The sequence below is a fragment of the Bacteroides cellulosilyticus DSM 14838 genome (assembly GCF_000158035.1).
GTDB classification, from domain to species: Bacteria; Bacteroidota; Bacteroidia; order Bacteroidales; family Bacteroidaceae; genus Bacteroides; species Bacteroides cellulosilyticus.
Window position 1 is genome coordinate 434,037 of record NZ_EQ973491.1, and the last position, 22,923, is coordinate 456,959.

Consider the following 22,923-nt stretch of genomic DNA (forward strand, 5'->3'; position numbering starts at 1 on the left):
CGGTTGAGGGGTATCCAGACCTAAAGGATTAGTCAGTTGTTCCGTGCGAAGGTCTGTTATGGAAAGAGTATCGCTCTGTGCTGCTTGGATAAACAGACAACACAGAGCGATCAGTATGATTACTTTTTTCTTCATACACCAGCGGTATTATATACCTTATAAATCGATATTCAAAGCTTTGGTTGCCGAATTATTATAAGTTTTCCCGTTTACTTTCAGGTCTTTGGCTTGCTTCACCTGCAATGCTGTGCCTTTGGTATCTATCTTCACGTTCTCTATAGAAACATTCTCAGCCTGGCTGATAACGATACCTTGCTTGGCGTCCGTAATAACTACATCCTTTACGTGTACATTACGGATAGGCATTTCAGGCAGTCCATTGAAGAACATGGCACGTCCTACGCTTCTGCAAGTCACATTTGTGATGTGAATATCACGGAAAGCGGGAGTTTTTTCCGTTACAGGAGGAACGGATGATTTCATTCTGCCTTCCAAGTCATCTTCCGTTTCTTCACCGGCACCTTTACCGCCATAGAACAAGTCGAACAGCAAGGCTTCGTGCGGGATATCAATCATATTGATGTTGTGAATATAGATACCTTCTACTACACCGCCACGTCCGCGGGTACTCTTGAAGCGTAAACCTACATCCGTACCCAGGAAAGTACAGTCGGTTACATAGACGTTCTTTACGCCACCCGACATTTCGCTACCTACTACGAAACCACCGTGGCCGTGCAATACGGTGTTATTTTTTACAATCACATTCTGGCAAGGTTCGCCGCGTCTGCGACCGTCTTCATCTTTTCCCGATTTGATACAGATAGCATCGTCACCGGCATCGAATATATTGTTGACAATCAACGCGTTCTTGCAAGATTCCAAGTCCAGTGCATCACCATTCTGGGAGTACCAGGGGTTGAAAACTTTCACATTGTGAATCGTGATATGCTCGCATGACAACGGGTGCAGGCACCAGCTGGGAGAGTTCTTGAAAGTTACACCTTCCAATAATACTTTTTTACTCTTAACGATATTCAGCAATACGGGACGCAACCACGGGCGGATTTCATTCCACTCCTCATCCGTATTAATGCCTTCCGGGTTATTGAAATCTTTAGTAGCCATAGCGCCTTTCAGTGCACCGGCAGTGGGATACCAGATGCTACCGGATGCATCGACTACACCTCCTGAACTTACCAGGCTACTCCATTGGCCCGCAGTCAGTTTGCCTTTTTTTACCGGACGCCAGCTATCACCTGAACCATCGAATACACCATGTCCCGTAATCGCTATATTCTCAGCATTCCATGCTGAAATAGGAGATTGGCAACGGCGCGTATCCAAACCCTCAAAAGATGTTTTAATAATAGGATAAGCCTCGAAATCATCTGTGAACAACACCAGGGCGTTCATTTCAGTATATAGATTGACGTTGCTCAGCAACTCGATAGGGCCGGTCAGCCACAAGCCTTCGGGAATAATTACTTTACCGCCACCTTTGGCATTTACTGCCTTTATAGCGTCGTTGATAGCTTTGGTATTCAGTACGATACCATCTCCTTTAGCGCCAAAATCTACAATATTGACTGTATAATCCGGAAAAGCGGGTTGTTCCACTTTCGGCATATTGAAGGGTAAATTCTCATAGATACTTTCATCTATATAATTTCCGTTTTGGGCATTTACCGTACTTTGTGCAGGTAACAACGGAAGGGCCAGTGCAACAAGCACCCATAGTTTTTTGATAAATGTGTTCATCCGTGATACTATATTTAGTTATAAGTTATTAGTTATCAGTTATTCGTTGTTAACTAACAGGCTTCTTCAACTTCTCATTTTCTTTCCTTTTTTATTATCCTCCCGCAAGCGGCTCTCCCGAGTGGCCTGCGAAAGAAATAATAAATGATTCATGTTAACCTAATTCTAACCTTAAATAAATATTATGAAAAAACCTCTTAATTACCGGTTGCAAATGTATCGGGCTTTAGCTAAAACCATGTGCACAATTTGTTGGTTTAGGTGGATTTTTTGTGGTTTTGTCCTTTTCTTTGCACACTTACGGGCTTTTTATGCAGAAAGTTCATATCTTTGCAGCCTCAAAATAGTAAACGTGGTGATAAGATGCAAGTTGATGAGGAGGCGAACAATAAGAGCAATTTCCTTGTTGACTTGTTTATTAGATACCCGTCAACTTTAATATTATAGGTATGAGTTACAATTTGTTGAAAGGAAAAAGAGGCATTATTTTCGGTGCTCTGAATGAGCAGTCCATTGCCTGGAAAGTAGCTGAAAAAGCAGTAGAAGAAGGTGCAACGATCACCTTATCAAACACTCCGGTAGCAGTTCGCATGGGCGAAGTTTCCGCACTGGCAGATAAATTGAAATGCGAAGTTATCCCCGCTGACGCAACCAGCGTAGAAGATTTGGAAAATGTATTCAAGCGCTCCATGGAAGTTTTGGGCGGACCGATTGACTTTGTGCTTCACTCCATTGGTATGTCTCCGAATGTTCGCAAGAAACGTACATATGATGATTTAGATTATGATATGCTGGGCAAGACGCTCGATATTTCCGCAGTGTCTTTCCATAAGATGATACAGGCTGCCAAAAAGCTGAATGCAATTGCCGATTACGGTTCAATCCTTGCATTGAGTTATGTGGCTGCACAACGTACATTCTATGGATACAATGATATGGCAGATGCAAAAGCTTTGCTGGAATCCATTGCACGTAGCTTCGGTTATATCTATGGCCGCGAACATAATGTACGTGTCAATACCATTTCACAGTCTCCGACTATGACTACTGCCGGTTCCGGTGTGAAGGGGATGGATAAGCTGTTCGATTTTGCCAACCGCATGTCTCCGCTGGGCAATGCTTCAGCTGACGAATGTGCTGATTATTGCATCGTAATGTTCTCCGACCTGACCCGTAAGGTAACCATGCAGAACTTATTCCATGACGGTGGTTTCTCCAGCGTGGGTATGAGCTTGCGTGCCATGGCTACTTACGAAAAAGGACTGGATGAATATATGGATGAGAATGGAAACATTATCTATGGGTAATATATAGTGATTAACGGTTAGTGATGAGTGATTAGTGGCTATGCAGTATAATGGCATAGCAAAATGAACCGCTCATCACTAACTTTTTTCATTTATCACTTATCACTAATAACTTATCACTTATCAACGTGGAAACAGCTCTTTATCTTTTGCCCGTCACTTTGGGTGATACACCGATTGAAACGGTGTTGCCTTCTTATAATAAGGAGATCATACTTGGGATTAGTCACTTCATAGTAGAGGATGTGCGTTCTGCACGCCGCTTTCTGAAGAAGGTGGACCGGGAAATAGATATTGATACACTGACTTTTTACCCGCTGAACAAGCATACATCACCTGAAGATATTTCGGGATATCTGAAACCGTTGATGGCGGGATTGTCTATGGGAGTGATTTCCGAAGCCGGCTGTCCGGCAGTCGCTGACCCGGGAGCGGATGTAGTGGCGATTGCTCAACGGAAGAATCTGAAAGTAGTGCCCTTGGTGGGACCTTCTTCAATTATTCTTTCTGTCATGGGTTCAGGCTTCAACGGGCAAAGTTTTGCTTTCCACGGTTACCTTCCTATTGAGCCGGGCGAGCGTGCCAAAAAAATAAGGACTCTGGAGCAGCGGGTTTATGCCGAACACCAGACTCAACTATTCATTGAAACACCTTACCGTAATAATAAAATGGTGGAAGACATCTTGCAAAATTGTCGTCCGCAAACCAAACTCTGTATTGCTGCGAACATTACGTGTGAGGGAGAATATATCAAAACCAAGACAGTGAAGGAGTGGCAGGGAAAAGTGCCCGATCTTTCTAAAATTCCTTGTATTTTTCTCTTGTACAAATAACATCTTTCAGGTGCTCATATTCGTTTTCAAAGCAGCAGCTGAAAAAGTTCTTGCCTAAATTATGCTCTATTTGCTGGAAAGTCCAAAGCTTTCCGTCTTTTACCTGCTTGTCACGTAGAAGATTGTCGTCTTCTACATCAAGAATGAAAAGATAGATCAGCCGGTTCGTCACTTTATTCTCAAAGTGATACATGATATTGAACTGTAAATCTTGTATTGGTGCTTGTGGAAAAGCTTGTCTCACAAGCCGGACGATGCCTTGTTCCAGAGTTTCTCCATATAAAAGGTAACATTCCATGGGTATATCAGTCTTCCCCCGGTCGAGAATACAGCGTTGGGGGCGTGGACGAAGATACAACATACCGTTGTGAGATATAGCGATACGGACTACCGGATTGATATATTCATTTTTCTTGTTGATAGCATCCACTGCCAGGCTTCTGCCGATCACATCCCCTTTGGTATTAACAATGGGCACGAAAGCTGTGTGCTCCATCACTTGATTGAAATAGAGGATTCCGAACTGATTGAATAATATACTCAGAATAAATACAGCTGGCGGACAATACCGGAATAAAACATCTCTGGAAGTTTCACTTAAGGGACCGGGTAACAGAATTGTGATGAAGACTCCCAGGAAATGAAGAAAAGCGATGATGACAACTACCCGTGTTGTTACAATGGCAGACTCTGCCCCTTGCGCAAAAAGTTGTTTGCAACATTTCTGTGACTGGGAAATCTGGTGAGCGAGAAATCTTTTCCTGTTCAGGAAGATAATGACTACGGGTATGAGCGTACTGATCTCCAATGTCAGTGGAAACATTTCGCGGGAACTGCAATCACCGAAGATTAAAGTGGTCAGACTCAAAAGCAAGAGCATTCCGGTAGTGCAATAAAGTAGGAAGTTGGGGATTCTTGCTCCTTTTCCCCATAAGGTATATAAACTATAAAGGGCCCCTACACCTGCACCAATGTAGATGGAAATGTCTTGGGTTATAAATTCGCACAATATAATAGATACGATAACCGGGATAAATCCCAAAGACATATTAAACTTAGATGATAGAACTCCTCTTTTTGACATTGCAAACTTTATTCTGTCGTTATCTCATAGATAACAAATAAGTAGAGCAATTGGTTTTTACTTCGTTTCTTTTTTGTAAAACTGTACCTGTTTTTCGGCATGATAAGAAGAACGCACCAAAGGTGCACTTTCTACCTGATCGAATCCTTTTGCCAGACCGGTTTCTTTGTAAGAAGCGAATTGTGCGGGAGTAACGTATTCTGCCACAGGATAATGTTTATGTGAAGGTTGCAAGTACTGTCCGATGGTCAGGATTTGACATCCTGCACGGCGCAAGTCATCCATCAGTTCTTCCACTTCTTCCGGAGTTTCGCCTAATCCTACCATGATTCCTGATTTTGCTGTGATTCCGCTGTCGGCTATCTGGCGTATTACTTCCAGACTTGTTTCGTAGCGGGCTGCACTACGTACCAGTGGAGTGATGCGTTTCACCGTTTCCATATTGTGGGAGATAATTTCCGGTTGTGCTTCAATAACCTGGGATACTAATTTTTTTCTTCCTTGAAAGTCGGGGATCAGAACCTCGATGGTAGTTTCCGGATTGAGGCGTTTGATTTCGCGTATGGTGCATGCCCAATGTGCAGCGCCGAGATCCGGTAGATCATCCCGGTCTACGGAGGTAATGACAGCATGGGATAGTTTCATCAAGGCTATGGATTCCGCTACATGGGTAGGCTCTTCCATATCTAATGGAAGCGGTTTGCCTGTCTGTGTATTACAGAATTTGCAGCAACGGGTACAGATGTCACCGCCTATCATGAAGGTGGCAGTACCTTTACCCCAACATTCTCCCATATTAGGGCAACGTCCGCTACTGCAAATGGTATGCAGGCAGTGAGATTCAACTATACGTTTGGTTTCGGTATACCGTTCATTGGCTCCAATACTTATTTTGAGCCATTCGGGTTTGCGTATTCTGTCTTTCATGATATTGATTTATTGTTCACCACAGATTACACAGATTAACACAGATTTCTTTATTTCTCTTTTTTATCTGTGTTAATCCGTGTAATCTGTGGTGAACTTTATGATCTTAAAGATTTTTTTCAAAGAAATTCGTCAACTTCGTATACAGGTGATAACGGGTGTTTCCGCCATAGATACCGTGGTTGCGGTTTGTATAGAGTTGCATATCGAATTGCTTGTTCAACTGTACCAGATGTTCTGCATATTCTGCACAGTTTTGGAAATGAACATTGTCATCCGCCATTCCATGTACCAGCAATAAATTGCCATGCAATTTGTCTGCCCGGGTGAAAGCGGAAGAGCCTTTATATCCTTCAGCATTCTCTTTGGGAGTGCGCATGAAGCGTTCGCCATAAATTGTGTCGTAGTAATTCCAGTCAGTGACGGCTGCTACTGCAACTCCGGCCTTGAATACGGGCGTTCCCTCACTCATACTCATGATGGTCATGTATCCGCCATAACTCCAGCCCCAGATACCGATACGGTTTTTGTCTACATACGGCTGGCTACCCATATATTGGGCTGTTGCAACCTGGTCTTTCGCCTCTTTCACGCCAAGATTCAGATAAGTGCATTTTTCGAAGTCTGCACCACGTCCGCCGGTTCCACGTCCGTCTACACAGACCACGATAAAACCACGACTGGCCATATAGGTTTCCCAACTGATGCTCCATGTGTCCAGTACCTGTTGTGAACCGGGTCCGCTGTATTGATACAGAAGTACAGGGTATTTCTTGGATGCGGAGAAATTCACAGGCTTCATCATCCAACCGTTCAGACTTACACCATCTCCGGTCTTGAAAGTGAAGAACTCTTTCTGGGGTACACTGTATTTGGACAAAGTCTGTTTCAGATTATCATTCGTAACAAGCGTACTCAATACTTTACCTGTATTATCATTTAGAGTAATGACAGTGGGAGTATTCAGGTTTGAATAACGATTCATGTAGTATTTCATGTTCGTACTGAACTGTGCACTGTTGAGACCCGGTTGAGAAGAAAGTTTGGTTTTCTTTCCCTTGCGGTCAATTTGGTATACGGCCTGGCGCAGCGGGCTTTCCTCATTACTGATATAATAGAAACTGTTATCATCAGCGTCCCAGCCCAGGAATTCTTTTACTTCATAGTTTCCGCTGGTAACCTGTTTAATCAGATTTCCACCCATGCTGTACCAGTACAGATGATTGTAACCACTCTTTTCGCTCACGAAGCTGAAGTTTTCCGGATAGAAAATGATATTATCGAATACGCCTTCTTTGATATAAGCATCACTTTCGTCACGCAGAACCTGTTTGCAAACAGTAGAACGCGGATCACCGAAATACATGTCAAGACGATTCTGATGGCGGTTTAAGGTGATAATGGCCAGTTTGTTAGGATCTTGTGTGAAACGGATACGTGGGATGTACCCGTCAGCATCCAAGGGCACCTGCATCTTGCGGGTTATTTTCGATTTGATATCGAAGGTATGTACACTGACCTTTGAATTCGCTTCTCCTGTTTTGGGATATTTATAGGTATAATCTCCCGGATACTTCTCAAAAGCTGTGATATGGGGATTGCTTCCTGCAAAAACGGGGAAGCTGTAAGAGGGTACTTCCGTCTCGTCAAAGCGGATATAAGCCAGCATCTTGCTGTCGGCACTGAACTCCAGAGCACGGTTGAAAGAGAATTCTTCTTCATATACCCAGTCGGGAATACCGTTCAAAACGGCATTACGTTTGCCGTCTTCTGTAACCTGGCTTTCGCTGTTTCCGTAGAGAAACTTCACAAGATAGATATTATTATCCCGTACAAATGCAACCATTGTTCCGTCCGGTGAAAATACAGGTGCTTGCTGCGGGCCGCCGTCTGAAAGCTTTTCTACTATGTTATTGATTTCTCCGTTGACATTTCGCTTCAGACTATATATATAATGTATAGCTGTATAAGAGCGGCGATAAATCGGAGTCTGTTCTGTAGCAATAAGCAATTTGCTGCCGTCAGGTGAAAAACTGTAGCTGTCAAACGTCTTAAACGGACATTCGCGTGCAGTAGCAGCATCGAACAATACTTCTACCTGTTTTCCTGTCTTGAAAGAGTATTTGATGATCTGCGTTCCTTCCGCATTCATTTGCGAATAGTGTTCCCCGTCTCCGGGAATGGGAATGACTCCGTAAATATTTTCAGCGCGGAATTTACCTGATACAATATCTTTTAAATCAAGAGGCTGACCGCCTTGTGCAAAGCCTGCCAATGTGCAGAGGCAAAGAAGAATTGCAATACTTATCTGTTTCATAATCCTGTTTGATTTCTTTAGAGGGCAAATATAGGGATAAAAACTGAAAAAGTGTAGATAAATTATGTTTCCTAATTGTAAAAAGCCCGTCCAGCTTTGTGGGGGCAAAGCTGAGGCGGGCTACCGTCACTCATAAATGATGATTGGGGCTTCTTTTGGTTAGAGGATTTTTACTTTCTTTTGATATTCGGCAATAGCTGCATCCAGGCGTTCGTGAGCAGTTGTGTCGCCCGGTACGTTATGTGACGGATGGATATACAGATGTACGCCGCGATCTGCCAGAATTTCGGCAACGGTAGTGATGGTCATCCATACCATAGTAACGAAACTCAGGGTTGACAATGGTCCCACCTTGTCGAAGTGATTCTTCAAAGGCACGGAAGCATCTACCAAAGGTACGCAGGAGTCCACTATGATATCGGCAAGTTGGAACAGGTTCTTACCGCTGGAATGACGGCTTGCTTTGTCGCCAGTTTCTCCGGCTGAGCCGTAAACGATTACTTTCATACCGCGCTTCTTAGCTTCCAGTGCCATGTCGATGTTTACTGCATTGATCCCTGTGTGAGAGAAAATCCAGATGCAATCTTTGGAATCGAAATCATAATTCTTCATGATTGCCTGTCCGTAACCCTCTGTTCTTTCCAGAAACAGGAATTGATGGATACCCATTTGGCCGATGATTTGTGTAAAGAATGTCAGCGGAAGTTCGCACAGTGGGTGAAAACCTACAAAACTACCGATACGAGGATACATTTCTTCAACGGGAATTGTTGCGTGACCACATCCGAACGTGTGTACCCAACGGCCGGCTTCGATGGAATCTGCCATAGCAGTGGCTGCCTTTTTGATATTCTCCAATTGCGTGGCTTCCAGTTTTTCCATGATGCCATGCGCGTTTTTTAACCATTCAAGTGCTAACATAATTTTTTTGATTTTTAGGGGGTAAATAATTTCTTTTATTTGAGTGAGCGTTTAAACAATAGAAGCATGATGAGCAGGGAGACAATCATCATATAAGGATACACAACGATACTGTATCCTTGCGAGATAATTCCCGTGAGACTGTTCAGTAATGTCTGTCCGATCAGAGCTATAACAAGGGCCACACTGAATGCCGTTCCCGACAGAGAAGCGTACTGGCTGCCGACAATGCTGAGTATGACGGGGAAAGTAGATGCCAGCCCTGCACCGACAAGCACCATACCTATGGCAGCACGTGCAAAGTCCGGTGAAAAAGTCAGCAGTGCAAAACCTATTGCGGCCGTAATCAGGCTGGCGCGAAGAACAGTTTCCTGTTTTATCTTTTTGAAGAGAACTACCAGCAACAGACGGGCAACAGTCAGTCCGGCCACCATGCAAGTCAGTGCCATGAGCGCCCGGTTTTCGGGGATGTTGGTGGTTTGTCCCAGGTAGAGTGTGGTCCAGTTGTTGCATACACCTTCGATACCGCTTTGGAAAAAGAGGATAAAACTGAGTAATAATAAGCTACTTTCTTTTAATAACCCCAGCCCTTCTTTGATTGGGAATCCTTGCGGCTGTTTGGGTGCGGGGAAGCGTACACCGAGACAGAACAGGATACCTGCCAACATTACAACACCCGTGCCTTGCAGTATAATTTCAAAAGAATAATATCCGGACAGGAAACTGAGTAATACAGGAATCCCCAGCGCACCGATGCCATAGAATGCACCCAACAGACTAAGGCGTGAACCTTTCTCCGCTTCGTCGGAAATATCAGCTACTAAAGCATTTGTTTCACCGTTCAGAATCCCTCCTCCCAGGCCGATTCCGATAATGGAAAGTTGCAACAATGGGATACTTGTAAAGAAAGCAATTCCTTCCAGTCCGAGCAACACGACCAGACAACTGAGCAGCAGTAACGCTTTGTGTCCGAAGCGATCTACAATAGGGCCGAACAACAGGGAGCCTCCCAATAAACCGAGAGGCAGGAACGTCACCAGTGCGGTGGCTTGGAGATTGTCCAAACCCAGTTTGGTAGTGAGGGACGGTAGTACCGAGCCCAGGGTGATCATCGAAATGCCAAAGAAGCACATACCGATGCACGCAGCCGTGAAAACCAGATTCTTGTTGTAACTACTCATATTCTTATTAATAAAAATGATAAGGTGGTCAGATTACTCGTACAGGTGCTTTTTAATAGCGAGAAAAGCAGCTCCTATCAGTCCGGCATTACCGGACAATTGAGAGGCTACAAATTCCACCTGCTTGATACTGAGCGGTTGCGCCCATTTGCAGGCTTCTTTGTAGATATCATCTATGAAGATACCGGCAGGGCCGAATACACCTCCACCCCAGATTATCTTTTGCGGATTCAGCAGGCTGACAAAGTTGGCAGAGGCCATTCCCCACATTTCTATGGCTTTGTGCAGTACGGAAACTGCAATCGGATCTTCCTCATTGTATGCGCTGAATACATCATAAGCGGAAATGCGGCAGATAGGTTTTTGACGTAAGCGTCCCTTATAAGCTTTATTTGCACGGACTGCATCCCGCACTCTGGCTCCGATACCATTTCCCGAGGCATAATATTCGAAACAACCGCAGGCATCGTATTCTTCTTTATAGGGAGGTTGCAGTGCCATCCAGCCGGTAGCACCGATGATGTCGCTTGCACCGTGCAACACGTGTCCGTCGATAATGATTCCTGCACCTATACCGGTTCCTACGGCAATGAATACTGCACTATGGCAATCTTTGGCTGCTCCCTGCCACATTTCTCCATACATATAGCAAGTACGGTCGCTGTCGATGTAGATTTCTATATCCGGTGCCGTTACGGTACGGAGTACTTCTTGTAGCGGGTAGTTTTCCCAGCCGGGGATGTTCGGGGCCCATACACGTCCCGTCTGCGAATAGACAATGCCGGGGACACATATACCGACACCGTCAATCTGGATACGGCTTCTGCGGGCAACAGTCAGGAGTTTAGCAAGGATTTCTGCGGCAAGTTTGCCTACTTCGTGTCCCGTTCTTCCTTTCAGCAGACGCTTTCGGTTGAACAACATACTTCCGTCAGGGAGGAATATAGCGCTTGCTATTTTGGTGCCGCCTATGTCGAGAGCGATGGTAGCCATGGTATTTATAGTATTTATAGGTTGATCTATCAAGGTTTTAGGCAAAGCTATGAATTAATTTCGTTTTCCATGTTTATTTATTGAAGGAAATGTGTGTAAAACATGTTGCTGATCACTAAAATATATTTAATAGATTCGTTTTGATATGCGATGTTTGTATTCTATCTTACTCAATATCAATAGATGAAACTTTTTTTAATGCAGTGTAAAATAAATGATTTTATGTTCGTTAACGTTTTGCTCGGGATAGTTAGGCGGATATGTGAGTTATAGCAATGGAGTTTAAAGTGCCTACCTATAAGTTTACACATACTTTTACATGCACGCTTGCACTCATATCTTGCATCGCCTTATTCATCGGGGTTAGAGCGGTGGTGGCAGCAAATAAAAAGAAGTGTAGGCAAATTTGCCTACACCAAGTGATATATGTATATATATCACTCATAATCTGTTGGATACGTCATGTGAGATGCTCAAAATGACTGTTTGGCAATCTGCTATTTTTATGCCTTTTTATGAAGAAAAGCATGGAAGGTATGCCGCTTTTTGCTTGATATACGTCTTCGTCCGTTCAGTACACGTCATAATCTTGCGTCATCCGGCCTGTATTTCTTTCACTAACCACCCATGTTCCTTCTGCTTACACTCCATGTTTCTTCCGCTGACAAGCGATGTTTTAGCATGTCTACGTATGTGGTTCAAGTGCTTCACATATGTGAAGCAGTATGCCTACGATTGTGAAGCACGTAAACCACAGATGTAGGCACACAGAATTAAAGCATCTGAAGGTAAAGAAAACGCTATGTAAGAGCAAGTAAGAGGGGATGCAAAGCAGAGGGAAGCGTAAAGTAAGAGCGGATGCAAAGCAGAAGGAGATGCAAAGCGGAAGGGACATGAAAAGCAGAAGGGACACATAAAATACAGGGCAACTATAATTACAAAACAACTCTTTTAGGCCAATTCTTAATCATTGATTATTAGATAATTACAAGAAGTGCATTTTCTGTCGGCAAGAAGTTAAGAGTTTGTCGACAAGAAGTTAACTTCCTGTTTACAAACTCTTGACTTCCTGTAAGCAGAGAATATAAGGTTTTTCCATTGACTTTACAAAAATAGAGACGGATTCTAATACTTTTTCCGATCATGAATATCTTTTTTCAGGAATTAGAAGAGTTGTCATCCCGTATGAAGTGAAAAAGATATGCAAAAATATAATGATTAAATAATATACAATGAGCTAAATGATGAATAATACTATCTCAATCCTTCTCCTCCCGGGAGCTTAAAGTATTTATAGATAGACTGTTATTAAATTTGTGAAAATGAATAATACTACTTTTATAACGAAAAATACTCTGATTCTTTTTTTTGCTTCATTTTTGCATTCATATAAAAATTATATATATTGTATCTTTATCGAAGCTCTATCTCAAAGAAAAGCCTTATTTTTGTAACAAATAACAGCTTTATGGATGTAGCACCTATATTATACAATGAGTTTCCGCTTTTCCTGAAACGTTATTTTCCGTATAAGGTACAGAAAATATCACTGAATGCCGGTTTCACCTGCCCGAATCGGGATGGCGTGAAAGGGTATGGTGGTTGTACTTATTGCAATAATCAGACTTTCAATCCCGAATACTGTCGTACGGAAAAATCCGTAACCCAGCAGTTGGAAGAGGGTAAAGTCTTTTTCGCCCATAAGTATCCCGAAATGAAATACCTTGCCTATTTTCAGGCATATACCAATACTTACGGTGAATTGGAAGCATTGAAGCGGAAATATGAGGAAGCACTGTCTGTTTCCGATGTGGTCGGTCTGGTCATTGGTACTCGGCCGGATTGCATGCCGGATACTTTGCTGCATTATCTGGAAGAAGTGAATAAAAACACTTTCCTGTTGGTTGAATATGGTATTGAAAGCACTCACGATGCCACACTCCGCCGAATCAATCGCGGACACACTTTTCAGGATACGGTAGATGCTGTGGAAAGGACTGTTGCCTGCGGTATTCTTACCGGTGGGCATATTATATTGGGACTTCCCGGTGAAACGCATGAGGATTTGGTTGCACAGGCCGCTACGCTGTCGCGTCTTCCGATTACAACTCTCAAAATGCATCAATTGCAGTTGATACGCGGTACCCGTATGGCACATGAATATGAACAACATCCCGAAGACTTCCACCTTTTCGGGGTAGAAGAATATATTGGTTTGGTAATAGACTACATAGAGCATCTGCGCCCTGATTTAGTTTTAGAACGCTTTGTCTCACAGTCTCCTAAAGAATTGTTAATAGCACCCGACTGGGGACTGAAAAATTATGAATTTAATCATCGAATACAAAAAAAAATGCGTCAGCTCGGAGCTTATCAGGGAAAGAAATATGATATGTGAGAAAAAAAACTTATTTTTGCGGCTGTTTGAATGTAGAATCAATCTAAATAAAGAAGTTTTATGAACCAGAAGACTATGATAAAAGGAAAAATACACTATGTAGGAGTCAATGATCGTAACAAGCACCTGTTTGAAGGCTTGTGGCCATTACCTTATGGAGTGTCTTATAACTCTTACCTGATAGACGACGAAACAGTGGCTTTGATTGATACGGTAGATGCTTGTTATTTCGAAGTATATCTTCGTAAAATAAAAAGTATTATTGGCGAACGTCCTATCCAGTATCTCATCATTAACCACATGGAGCCCGACCATTCCGGTTCGATCCGCCTCATTAAACAACATTATCCCGATATTGTCATTGTTGGTAATAAGCAAACCTTCGGTATGATCGAAGGTTACTATGGTGTGACAGGCGAACAATATGTTGTGAAAGATGACGATTTCCTGGCATTGGGACATCACAAACTGCGTTTCTACCTGACACCGATGGTTCACTGGCCTGAAACTATGATGACTTTTGACGAAACAGAAGGCGTACTATTCTCCGGCGATGGTTTCGGATGTTTCGGTACGTTGGATGGTGGTTTCCTTGATACCCGTATCAATACGGATCGTTATTGGGATGAAATGGTGCGCTATTACTCCAATATCGTTGGTAAATACGGTTCTCCGGTACAGAAGGCTTTGCAGAAATTGGGAGGATTGCACATTACGACCATCTGCTCTACCCATGGACCTGTTTGGACAGAGTATATAAGTAAAGTAATAGGCATTTACGATAAACTAAGTCGCTATGCTGCCGATGAAGGAGTGGTGATAGCTTACGGTTCCATGTATGGCCATACAGAGCAAATGGCGGAAGCCATCGCAGCGGAACTATCTGCACAGGGCATCAAGAATATCGTGATGCACAACGTCAGCAAAAGCAATCCTTCCTATATCATTGCAGATATCTTCAAATACCGTGGTCTGATTATTGGTAGTCCCACTTATAGCAATCAGATTTATCCGGATATCGAGTCCCTGCTTTCCAAAATACTGATACGCGAAGTTAAAGGCCGCTATCTGGGTTACTTCGGATCGTTCACTTGGGCAGGCGCTGCGGTGAAGCGTATGGCTGAGTTTGCCGAGAAGAGCAAATTTGAAATTATAGCCGACCCTGTAGAGATGAAGCAAGCGATGAAGGACATCACTTACGAACAATGCGAACACCTGGCACGTTCTATGGCTGAACGCCTGAAGAAGGACAGGGAATAGTAATTTTTGATAAGATACCCCTAATTTATTAACCTGATAAAAAACAATCACAATGAGATTAATCATTCAACCGGATTATCAATCCGTATCTAAGTGGGCTGCTCATTACGTAGCCGCTAAAATTAAGGCCGCTAATCCGACGCCTGAAAAACCGTTTGTACTGGGTTGCCCTACCGGTTCGTCACCGCTCGGCATGTACAAGGAGTTAATAGACCTGAATAAGAAAGGAATTATTTCCTTCCAGAACGTGGTTACTTTTAATATGGATGAGTATGTGGGTCTGCCCAAAGAACATCCGGAAAGCTACTACTCTTTCATGTGGAACAACTTCTTCAGCCATATCGACATCAAACCGGAGAATACCAATATCCTGAACGGGAATGCTGCTGACCTGGATGCTGAATGTGCCCGTTACGAAGAAAAAATCAAGTCTTACGGTGGTATCGACCTGTTTATGGGTGGTATTGGTCCTGACGGACACATTGCCTTCAATGAACCGGGTTCTTCTCTGTCTTCCCGCACACGTCAGAAGACTTTGACGACTGATACAATCATCGCCAATTCCCGTTTCTTCGACAATGATGTAAACAAAGTGCCCAAAACGGCATTGACTGTTGGTGTAGGTACAGTGCTTTCCGCCAAAGAAGTGATGATTATTGTGAACGGACATAATAAAGCTCGCGCGCTCTATCATGCAGTAGAAGGTTCTATCAATCAGATGTGGACCATCAGTGCTTTGCAGATGCATGAGAAGGGTATCATAGTAGCTGATGATGCAGCCACTTTTGAACTGAAAGTAGGCACATACCGCTATTTTAAAGATATAGAAGCTGACCACTTGGATCCGGCCTCTTTGCTGAAGTAAACATACAACTGATATAAAGGTAATTTGCGCAGTTCGTTTCCGCTAATAGGTGCGAAGCGGATTGCGCGATTTTCTTTTATTTTGTCCACCCTCTCTTGTTTGATATTATCTTTATCGTTCTTACCTTTATGACCTTGAATGAATAAAATCGTTTGTTTATGAATGATATAGATTGCTCTTACGACGATTTGCTATGCCGCTCTCTTTCATTGTTCCGTCAGTTTCGGTTGTATGACGATCGTATAGAAGAGGATAATGCTTTTGTTTTTTTAAGGGAGGCGGAAAAAGTAGTCAGTGATACCAGAAATGGAGTTTGTGTGGCTAAATTGGGATGTGTAATAGAATGTCTTGCCCACAGATTTTATATAAACGATGATACGGATGTAATACTGGAAGAGGTAGATGTCTTTCTGATTAAATTTTGGAAAGGTTTGAAGCAGCCTTCTCCGGAAACATTTATTGCTTCCTTATGGATTGGAGAATACTTTCTGTTGCGTTTAAAGAACCCCAAATCCCGTCTGCATGGTCGTAGTAAAAAAATGGTTTCCAAAATTCTGTCATTTATGGCTGATATGCTTCGGAAACCGGAAAAACAAAAAGTACTCAGTCTCTCTTCTGTTGCTGTTCTTGAGGAAACTGTAGATTGGGTTAAAGAAGTTTGCGATGTACATATCTGTGAAAAACAAGTCGTAATCCTGCTAGAAAGGCTTTATTATCTTCAGGAAAAAGGAATGTTGGGAGAAGAAGCAGATGGAAAGAACGCTTTGCGGCGGCAAATATGGGATTTTTATTATTGAATGTTATCTTTACAATTAACTTTATCTATACTATGAACTCCTGTTCTCCAATCCCAATACGACGAAGGGGCGGCATGATATTACTATTAAAATGAGTCTGGACGGAGGTATAACCTGGCTTCCGGAACATCAACTTTTTATTGCGAATACGTATTCAGCGAAATTTTAGTCTAATTTCTTTCCATCCAGATATTCCCTCTTGAACATATCTACAAACAGGAAGAATAGTGACAGTAACAGTGGTCCGAAGATCACTCCCATGAATCCGAATAGTGACAGGCCGATAACGACTCCGAATATAGTGATCAGAGGATGTATATCGGCCATTTTCTTTTGCAGGATAAAGCGGATCAGATTATCGAGCTGAGAGATGATCAGTGTTCCGAATATAGCCAGTCCGATACCATTGAAAAGGTCGCCGGATAATGCCATATAAACGGCAATCGGGAACCATACCAATGCTGTACCTACCATGGGGATGACCGTCGCAAGGCAGGTAAGGAATCCTGTAAGCAGAATGTCCGGTACATCAAAGAACCAGTAACCGATCATGGCTACTCCACCTTGTATGATTGCCAGCAAAGGAATACCGACGGCATTGGAGTGTACAATCATCTTGATGTCGTGCACTACATGCTCTGTATTGGCTTCGCTGAAAGGAAGTATTTCGCTGATGTATTTCTCCATCCGCTGTCCGCCTATCAGCATAAAGTAAAGTACGAATACCAAAACGAAAAGGTTGACTGCAAAGCTACTGATGCTGCCCATGACGAATTGCCCTATGGCAGGAAGTGCGGAGATAATAAAGGAAGTGGTATCCTTGCCCAGTACATCGTAACCGGTTTTTTCCTTGATGATATTTGCTGCACTTTCAATCGGGGCAATAATACTTTGCGGGTCGAGGTTGATATCCTGCAATTTGCTGACCAATAGCCAGACTGCCAGCGCCAAAGGAACCAGAAAGAAGAGGATAGCTTCGGTAGTAATAAGAGTTGCAGCCACACTTCGTTTCATTTTCCGTTTGTCGGTCAGATGTATCATTTGCCTTCTGACCAGGATATAGATGGTCAGTGCACCCAATAAACCGCCCAGAAAGGGAGTAATCTGTAGGAACAGGATTATACCCAGCCCGATGATTATAGTGATTAGTGAATATTTCCAGTATTGTTCTTTTGTACTCATATACTTTTTTGCTGTTTTCTTAAGAAACAAACAAAGTGAGCATTTGGTTGGTTATCCTTCATTCAACCAGCCCTTTCCCTGGCGAATAACTTCAATTTCTCCGCTTGTGCAGTCTACAATGGTAGAAAATTCTGTACCGCCGATACCACCGTCAATGACCAGATCGACAAGATCACCGAATTTTTCATCGATCAATTCCGGATCAGTGCAGTATTCTATATCTTCGTGCGCTTCGTGCGGGAGAGTGGTAGTCATGATGGGAGCGTCCAGAATACGGGCTATTTCCTGGATAATAGCATTGTCGGGCATACGGATACCTACTTCTTTTCGATTACGGAAAATCTTTGGCAGGCGGGTAGTGCCGTTCAGGATGAAAGTGAAAGCACCGGGCAGGTTGCGTTTCATCAGTTTGAACGTATTGTTATCTACCTTTGCATATTCGCTGATGCTACTTAAATCATAGCAAATAATGGAAAGGTTATTCTTGCGCGGATCTATCTCTTTGATACGGCAGATACGTTCGATGGCACGTTCTTTCAGCCCATGGCAACCGATGGCATACATGGTATCGGTGGGATAGATGATGAGGCCACCGTCATTCAAAATATCCACTACCTGTTGCAGGTCTTGTGGATTATTGTTCTTTTCGTAAAGTTTCAGAAGCATAGGGCTGATAATTAGTCTATATATAATAACACAAAAGTAGGGAATAAGTTTCTTATTCTCAAATAAGTGTGGCTTATTTCTTGGATGATTTTTTTCGAAGTTCTTCTGCCAGTCGCCATTGCAATGCTGCCTCTACTTCTTTTCCTGCCTGCATCAAGGCGTCCCCGAAGAGCTCATGCGCTCCGGCATGTTCTGGTTTCAGGGTGGTAGCTTTGTCCAGATCGGCTATGGCGCCTTCGGTTTCTTGCTGTTTCAGACGTAATTTTCCCCGATTGTAAACAGCTTTAAATTCAGCCGGACGTAGTTTGACGGCACGTGTCAGGCATTCTTCCGCTTCAAGATATCTGCCGTCATTGAAGAGGGTGATGCCTTTACGTATCCATGCATCCGTATATTCCGGATAAAGTTCCAGCGCTTTGTCGTAGTTGGCGATGGCGGCACGAGAGTCATGGGCAAGAGTAATGGACTCATTGCCCATCAGATAATACTCACGTGCGTAGGCTTGCAACCGTTTCTGTTGCTCTGCCATTTGGGATTTTAGTTGATCGTTGTTGTCTCGTAGCTTGTTGATAACCCCTAACTTGCGACGGATGAGGCGTTGAATAACAGGCTTTTCTATGTCGTATCGGGAGTGTATAGCTTTAAAGAAATGGTTGAGGAAGACTTCGAAATCTCCTTTATCGAATGCTTTGGTTGCAGCAGCATATTCTACGTCGGCTTGCGCCTGTTTCAGGGCGCGGTCTATAGCCTGCCGGTTGTTGAAGCGTTCGGCAAAATTCACTATTTCCGGGCGTACGAAGATATCAGCCCGATTCACAGGTTTCTTTAGTTGAATACCTTCCAGTGAGGTGCAGCGGCTGAGAGCGACGTACGCTTGTCCACCGGCAAATACACCGCCGGTGAAATCGATGACTACACGACTAAAGGTCAGCCCCTGACTTTTATGGACGGTGATAGCCCATGCCAATCGTACGGGAAACTGGGAGAAGGTGCCCAACACTTCTTCTTCAATTTCTTTTTTCTTTTCGTTGTATTTATAGCGAATGTTTTTCCAGTGCTCCGGCTTGACGTCACATTCTTTCCCATCATCAGTGATGACATAGAGCGTTTCTTCTATCTCATCGAACCCACTGACTACACCGATAGTGCCGTTTACCCAGCGGCGGTCGAAATCATTCTTGATAAATATGACCTGTGCACCCGGTTTCAGCACAAGCTCACGCGAAGTGGGCAGACTGCTTTCGGGAAAGTCGCCAGTGACTTCTCCCCGGAAGGTAACAGCGTCTCCGGGCAGTTCTGCCAGTTTCCGGTCATTGATATAATCTACGTTATCGCGGCGCGTAGCGAGGGTGATATACATATCTTCCTCATTTTCTTCGATGTCGGTTCCGTAGCGGGTATTGAGTAGTTGCAGGTCAGCAGCACCGGCAGTATTGCTGCGAATATGGTCCAGAACGCTGACAAAGACTTTGTCTGTTTGGCGATAGACCTTTTCAAGTTCAATGGAAACAAGGTCTATCTGGTTGAAAACCCTTGCAGAGAAAAAGTAAGGAGTAGGATAGAAGCGGTTCAGGATTTCCCGCTCATCGCCTTTCACTACAGGTTCGAGCTGGAAAACATCGCCTACTAACAAGAGTTGTTTCCCACCAAAAGGTTCGCGCAGGTTGCGTGAGTAGACACGCAGGATACGGTCTACGGCGTCAATAATATCTGCCCGTACCATGGAAATCTCATCGATAATAATGAGTTCCAGTTCTTCCAATAGTTTTCGTTGGGGTTTGGTGTATCTGAAGAATTCGTGAATGCGTCCGCGTTGCAAACTCAGATTCGGATCGTCGGGAAGCAAAGGATGAAACGGTAGTTTGAAGAAACTATGCAGGGTGCTGCCACCGGCATTGATGGCGGCGATACCGGTAGGTGCCAACACCACATGTTTCTTTTTTATATTCTCGCAAATATATCTCAGAAAGGTAGATTTACCCGTACCCGCCTTTCCGGTCAGAAACACGGACTGGCGGGTATATTGTATGAGACTCAGAGCATCCTGGAACTCTTTGTTGCTGGTATCTACGGTTTGGGACAAGATTTAGTAATTAATAATTGGTAATTAGTAATTAAAAAGAGGATTATATAATGGAGAAATGTTTAAGTGCATTGGCTACTCCATCTTCATCAACCGAAGTTGTAATGTAATTGGCATGTTCCTTCACTTCGTCCACAGCATTTCCCATTGCTACTCCGATGGCGGCATGGCGCAGCATACTTACATCGTTTCCTCCGTCGCCAAATGCCATTGTTTCTTCCAGGCGAATACCGAAGTGATTGATGATTTCGTCGATACCCTTTTGTTTGGTATTTCCTTTGGCAGTGATATCGGCAAAGGCAGGAAACCAACGCCCGGATTCGCAGTCCGGCAATTGGGGAAGAATCTCTTTTTCTTGCTCCAGTGTAATGAACGGTGTCATCTGGAAGATTTCCCGGCGAATCGCTTCTTCAGGTGTCTTTACGGGAAGCACATCTACTTTCAGATAATCGTTGAATATCTTTTTCACCATATCGTCCGGCTGGCAGACGCAGATATCATGTTCGCCTACAAAGATACAGGGGAAATTCTGTTCGGAGGAGATGCGTGCCAATGTCTGTACGTCAGCAGCAGGAATCGCGCTCTTGTAAATCACTTCTTCACCTACGAAACAATATCCGCCGTTCATGGTTATATAACCGTCTATTAATCCACGGTCCTGCAAGGCAGAAAGGTTGTTGATGATAACTGCGGGGCGTCCCGTAGCGATAAAAATCCGAATGCCTTTGGCTTTGGCAGCGGCGATGGCTTCGATGGTGGTTGGGGGAATAGCATGGGTATTAAAACTCACTAAAGTGCCGTCGATGTCAAAAAACAGGGCTTTAATCATATAATTTCTATTTTACTTGGTTGCAAAAGTACTCAAAAGTGAGGATATTTTGTACTTTTGTCTCCTAAAGAAATCGTAAATAGTCATTATACATTAATAAAATAATAAAAGCTGTTTTAGAACGCAGTTAAATCGCAAATGAAGAAGCATTCCTTAAAAGATTGGCTGATAGCTGTACGCCCCTGGTCGTTTCCGGCATCAGCAATGCCGGTGATTGTCACGCTGGCATATTTGTATTGGGCATACGGGGTAATAGAATGGGCGAACGGACTGTTAGCGTTGGCCGGTATTGTTATTTTCCACGCTTCGGGAAATGCGTGGAGTGATTATTTTGACTTTGAACGGGGAGTGGACAGGGTGGATACATTTGGTGTGAAGACCCTGACAAGCGGACAATTCATGCCATTGGAGATACGCAACCTGGCCATAGGCCTGATGGTGCCGGCGGTGATGGTCGGTCTTTGGCTGGTAGTCCGTACGGGGCTTCCTTTGTTGTGGATAGGTGTTTGTGGAGCTTTGTGTTCGTTGCTCTATCCGTGGCTGAAATACCGGGCTTTCGGAGATTTCGTTATTTTTGTAGCTTATGCCATACTTCCTACTTTGGGTATATCCTATATTACTATGGGGAAATTCCTGCCTGATGTATGGTTGATAATCGTTCCGGTGGGATTGATTACAGTAGCCATCCTGCACGCTAATAATACGCGTGATATAGGTACGGATGTAAGGGCTCGGATTAGTACTCTTGCCATGAGGCTTGGGGTGAAGACGGATATTTTCCTATATATGTTCGAGGTGCTTTTCCCGTTTCTGTGGATCGCGGCTTGTGTAGCGTTGGGGTATTTTCCGTGGTGGTCTTTACTGACGATAGTAGGAATTCTGCCTGCAATAGCCAATGCACGGACTATGTTGCGGTTGCCGAAAGAAGGAATTGGTGTTATATCCAATCTGGATGAAAAGACGGCGAAACTGCAACTCTTGTTCAGTTTATTGTTTACTGTTACATTCCTGATATAGTATGAAACGAATTATTATTCCTTTATTGATAGCTGCTTTTTTGTGGTTCTTTATGTTTTCTCCCTGGACAAGCGGAATATTCAACTTCTGGACGGCCATGAGTTTTTCGGCTATTGTGTTGATGAATATGGCTTTTGCGCTTCGTCCACAGTGGTGGATAGAAGATGTGAAGTTCGATTGGAAGAATATTGCCGGAGGGGTGGGATTGGCTGTTGTTTTGTGGGGAGTATTTTGGCTGGGAGATAAGGCTTCCGCCTGGCTTTTCGACTTTGCCCGTCCGCAGGTGGAACTGATTTACGGAATGAAAACCGGTGAAAATCCTTGGTTGCTCTCCATATTGCTACTCATATTGATAGGTCCTGCCGAAGAAATCTTCTGGCGGGGATATGTGCAGAATGCACTTTCGAAGCGCTGGAGCCCGAATGTCGGTTTTATTGTGGCAACATTAGTTTATGCATTGGTACATATCTGGTCGTTCAACTTTATGCTGGTGATGGCGGCG

At 43.6% G+C, this 22,923-nt stretch carries 19 protein-coding genes; 8 read left to right on the forward strand and 11 right to left on the reverse strand.

Annotated elements, in window-relative coordinates; genetic code table 11:
* Positions 1 to 156: 156 nt before the first annotated feature.
* On the reverse strand, positions 157 to 1,761 hold the full coding sequence (locus BACCELL_RS14000; RefSeq protein WP_007212499.1) for a glycoside hydrolase family 28 protein: 1,605 nt from the start codon (positions 1,759 to 1,761) through the stop codon (positions 157 to 159).
* A gap of 449 nt (positions 1,762 to 2,210) precedes the next feature.
* On the opposite strand from BACCELL_RS14000, the gene BACCELL_RS14005 reads away from it, so the two are divergent.
* Together BACCELL_RS14005 and BACCELL_RS14010 are read left to right on the forward strand one after the other, a co-directional pair.
* Positions 2,211 to 3,068 carry an enoyl-ACP reductase FabI gene (locus BACCELL_RS14005; RefSeq protein ID WP_007212500.1) on the forward strand — a complete coding sequence of 286 codons (858 nt, stop codon included), beginning with the start codon at positions 2,211 to 2,213 and terminating at the stop codon, positions 3,066 to 3,068.
* Positions 3,069 to 3,196: 128 nt separating this feature from the next.
* A complete protein-coding gene (locus tag BACCELL_RS14010) occupies positions 3,197 to 3,901 on the forward strand; it encodes an SAM-dependent methyltransferase (protein WP_007212501.1) in 705 nt (234 codons plus the stop codon).
* Here BACCELL_RS14010 and BACCELL_RS14015 read toward each other — a convergent pair.
* The 6 genes from BACCELL_RS14015 to BACCELL_RS14040 form a co-directional block, all read right to left on the reverse strand.
* A complete protein-coding gene (locus BACCELL_RS14015) occupies positions 3,867 to 4,985 on the reverse strand; it encodes a hypothetical protein (protein ID WP_007212502.1) in 1,119 nt (372 codons plus the stop codon). The genes BACCELL_RS14010 and BACCELL_RS14015 overlap by 35 nt on opposite strands.
* A 57-nt stretch (positions 4,986 to 5,042) precedes the next feature.
* Positions 5,043 to 5,912, reverse strand: a complete 870-nt coding sequence (lipA, locus tag BACCELL_RS14020) for a lipoyl synthase (protein ID WP_007212503.1) — start codon at positions 5,910 to 5,912, stop codon at positions 5,043 to 5,045.
* A 106-nt stretch (positions 5,913 to 6,018) separates the two neighbouring features.
* Positions 6,019 to 8,229: a S9 family peptidase gene (locus BACCELL_RS14025; protein WP_007212504.1), complete on the reverse strand. Its 2,211-nt coding sequence runs from the start codon at positions 8,227 to 8,229 to the stop codon at positions 6,019 to 6,021.
* Between the two features lie 159 nt (positions 8,230 to 8,388).
* Positions 8,389 to 9,150: a sugar isomerase domain-containing protein gene (locus BACCELL_RS14030; protein WP_007212505.1), complete on the reverse strand. Its 762-nt coding sequence runs from the start codon at positions 9,148 to 9,150 to the stop codon at positions 8,389 to 8,391.
* Between the two features lie 35 nt (positions 9,151 to 9,185).
* Positions 9,186 to 10,331: an MFS transporter gene (locus BACCELL_RS14035; RefSeq protein WP_007212506.1), complete on the reverse strand. Its 1,146-nt coding sequence runs from the start codon at positions 10,329 to 10,331 to the stop codon at positions 9,186 to 9,188.
* Positions 10,332 to 10,364: 33 nt separating this feature from the next.
* A complete protein-coding gene (locus tag BACCELL_RS14040; protein WP_007212507.1) occupies positions 10,365 to 11,324 on the reverse strand; it encodes an ROK family protein in 960 nt (319 codons plus the stop codon).
* A 1,468-nt stretch (positions 11,325 to 12,792) separates the two neighbouring features.
* Between BACCELL_RS14040 and mnmL the strand changes: the two genes are divergently transcribed.
* The 4 genes from mnmL to BACCELL_RS14060 all read left to right on the forward strand — a co-directional run bounded on the left by mnmL (position 12,793) and on the right by BACCELL_RS14060 (position 16,644).
* Entirely contained in the window at positions 12,793 to 13,722 is a 930-nt protein-coding gene (gene mnmL, locus BACCELL_RS14045; protein WP_007212510.1) for a tRNA modification radical SAM protein MnmL/YtqA, read from the forward strand.
* A gap of 60 nt (positions 13,723 to 13,782) precedes the next feature.
* On the forward strand, positions 13,783 to 14,982 hold the full coding sequence (locus BACCELL_RS14050) for an FprA family A-type flavoprotein (protein ID WP_007212511.1): 1,200 nt from the start codon (positions 13,783 to 13,785) through the stop codon (positions 14,980 to 14,982).
* A 52-nt stretch (positions 14,983 to 15,034) separates the two neighbouring features.
* Positions 15,035 to 15,847, forward strand: a complete 813-nt coding sequence (gene nagB, locus BACCELL_RS14055) for a glucosamine-6-phosphate deaminase (RefSeq protein ID WP_007212512.1) — start codon at positions 15,035 to 15,037, stop codon at positions 15,845 to 15,847.
* Between the two features lie 158 nt (positions 15,848 to 16,005).
* On the forward strand, positions 16,006 to 16,644 hold the full coding sequence (locus BACCELL_RS14060; RefSeq protein WP_007212513.1) for a hypothetical protein: 639 nt from the start codon (positions 16,006 to 16,008) through the stop codon (positions 16,642 to 16,644).
* 165 nt (positions 16,645 to 16,809) lie between these two features.
* On the opposite strand, the gene BACCELL_RS14065 is transcribed toward BACCELL_RS14060, so the two are convergent.
* From BACCELL_RS14065 to BACCELL_RS14080, 4 genes are all read right to left on the reverse strand, one after another.
* Entirely contained in the window at positions 16,810 to 17,826 is a 1,017-nt protein-coding gene (locus BACCELL_RS14065; protein WP_007215315.1) for an AI-2E family transporter, read from the reverse strand.
* A 51-nt stretch (positions 17,827 to 17,877) separates the two neighbouring features.
* Positions 17,878 to 18,492, reverse strand: coding sequence for an L-threonylcarbamoyladenylate synthase (locus BACCELL_RS14070; protein ID WP_007212515.1), 615 nt, complete (start codon positions 18,490 to 18,492; stop codon positions 17,878 to 17,880).
* Between the two features lie 73 nt (positions 18,493 to 18,565).
* Positions 18,566 to 20,575, reverse strand: coding sequence for an AAA family ATPase (locus BACCELL_RS14075; RefSeq protein ID WP_007212516.1), 2,010 nt, complete (start codon positions 20,573 to 20,575; stop codon positions 18,566 to 18,568).
* A gap of 43 nt (positions 20,576 to 20,618) precedes the next feature.
* Entirely contained in the window at positions 20,619 to 21,404 is a 786-nt protein-coding gene (locus BACCELL_RS14080; RefSeq protein ID WP_007212517.1) for a Cof-type HAD-IIB family hydrolase, read from the reverse strand.
* A gap of 138 nt (positions 21,405 to 21,542) precedes the next feature.
* On the opposite strand from BACCELL_RS14080, the gene BACCELL_RS14085 reads away from it, so the two are divergent.
* Complete coding sequence (locus BACCELL_RS14085; protein WP_007212518.1) at positions 21,543 to 22,421, forward strand: prenyltransferase; 879 nt, start codon at positions 21,543 to 21,545, stop codon at positions 22,419 to 22,421.
* A 1-nt stretch (position 22,422) separates the two neighbouring features.
* A partial coding sequence (locus BACCELL_RS14090) for a CPBP family intramembrane glutamic endopeptidase (RefSeq protein ID WP_007212519.1) occupies positions 22,423 to 22,923 on the forward strand: 501 nt, incomplete at its 3' end.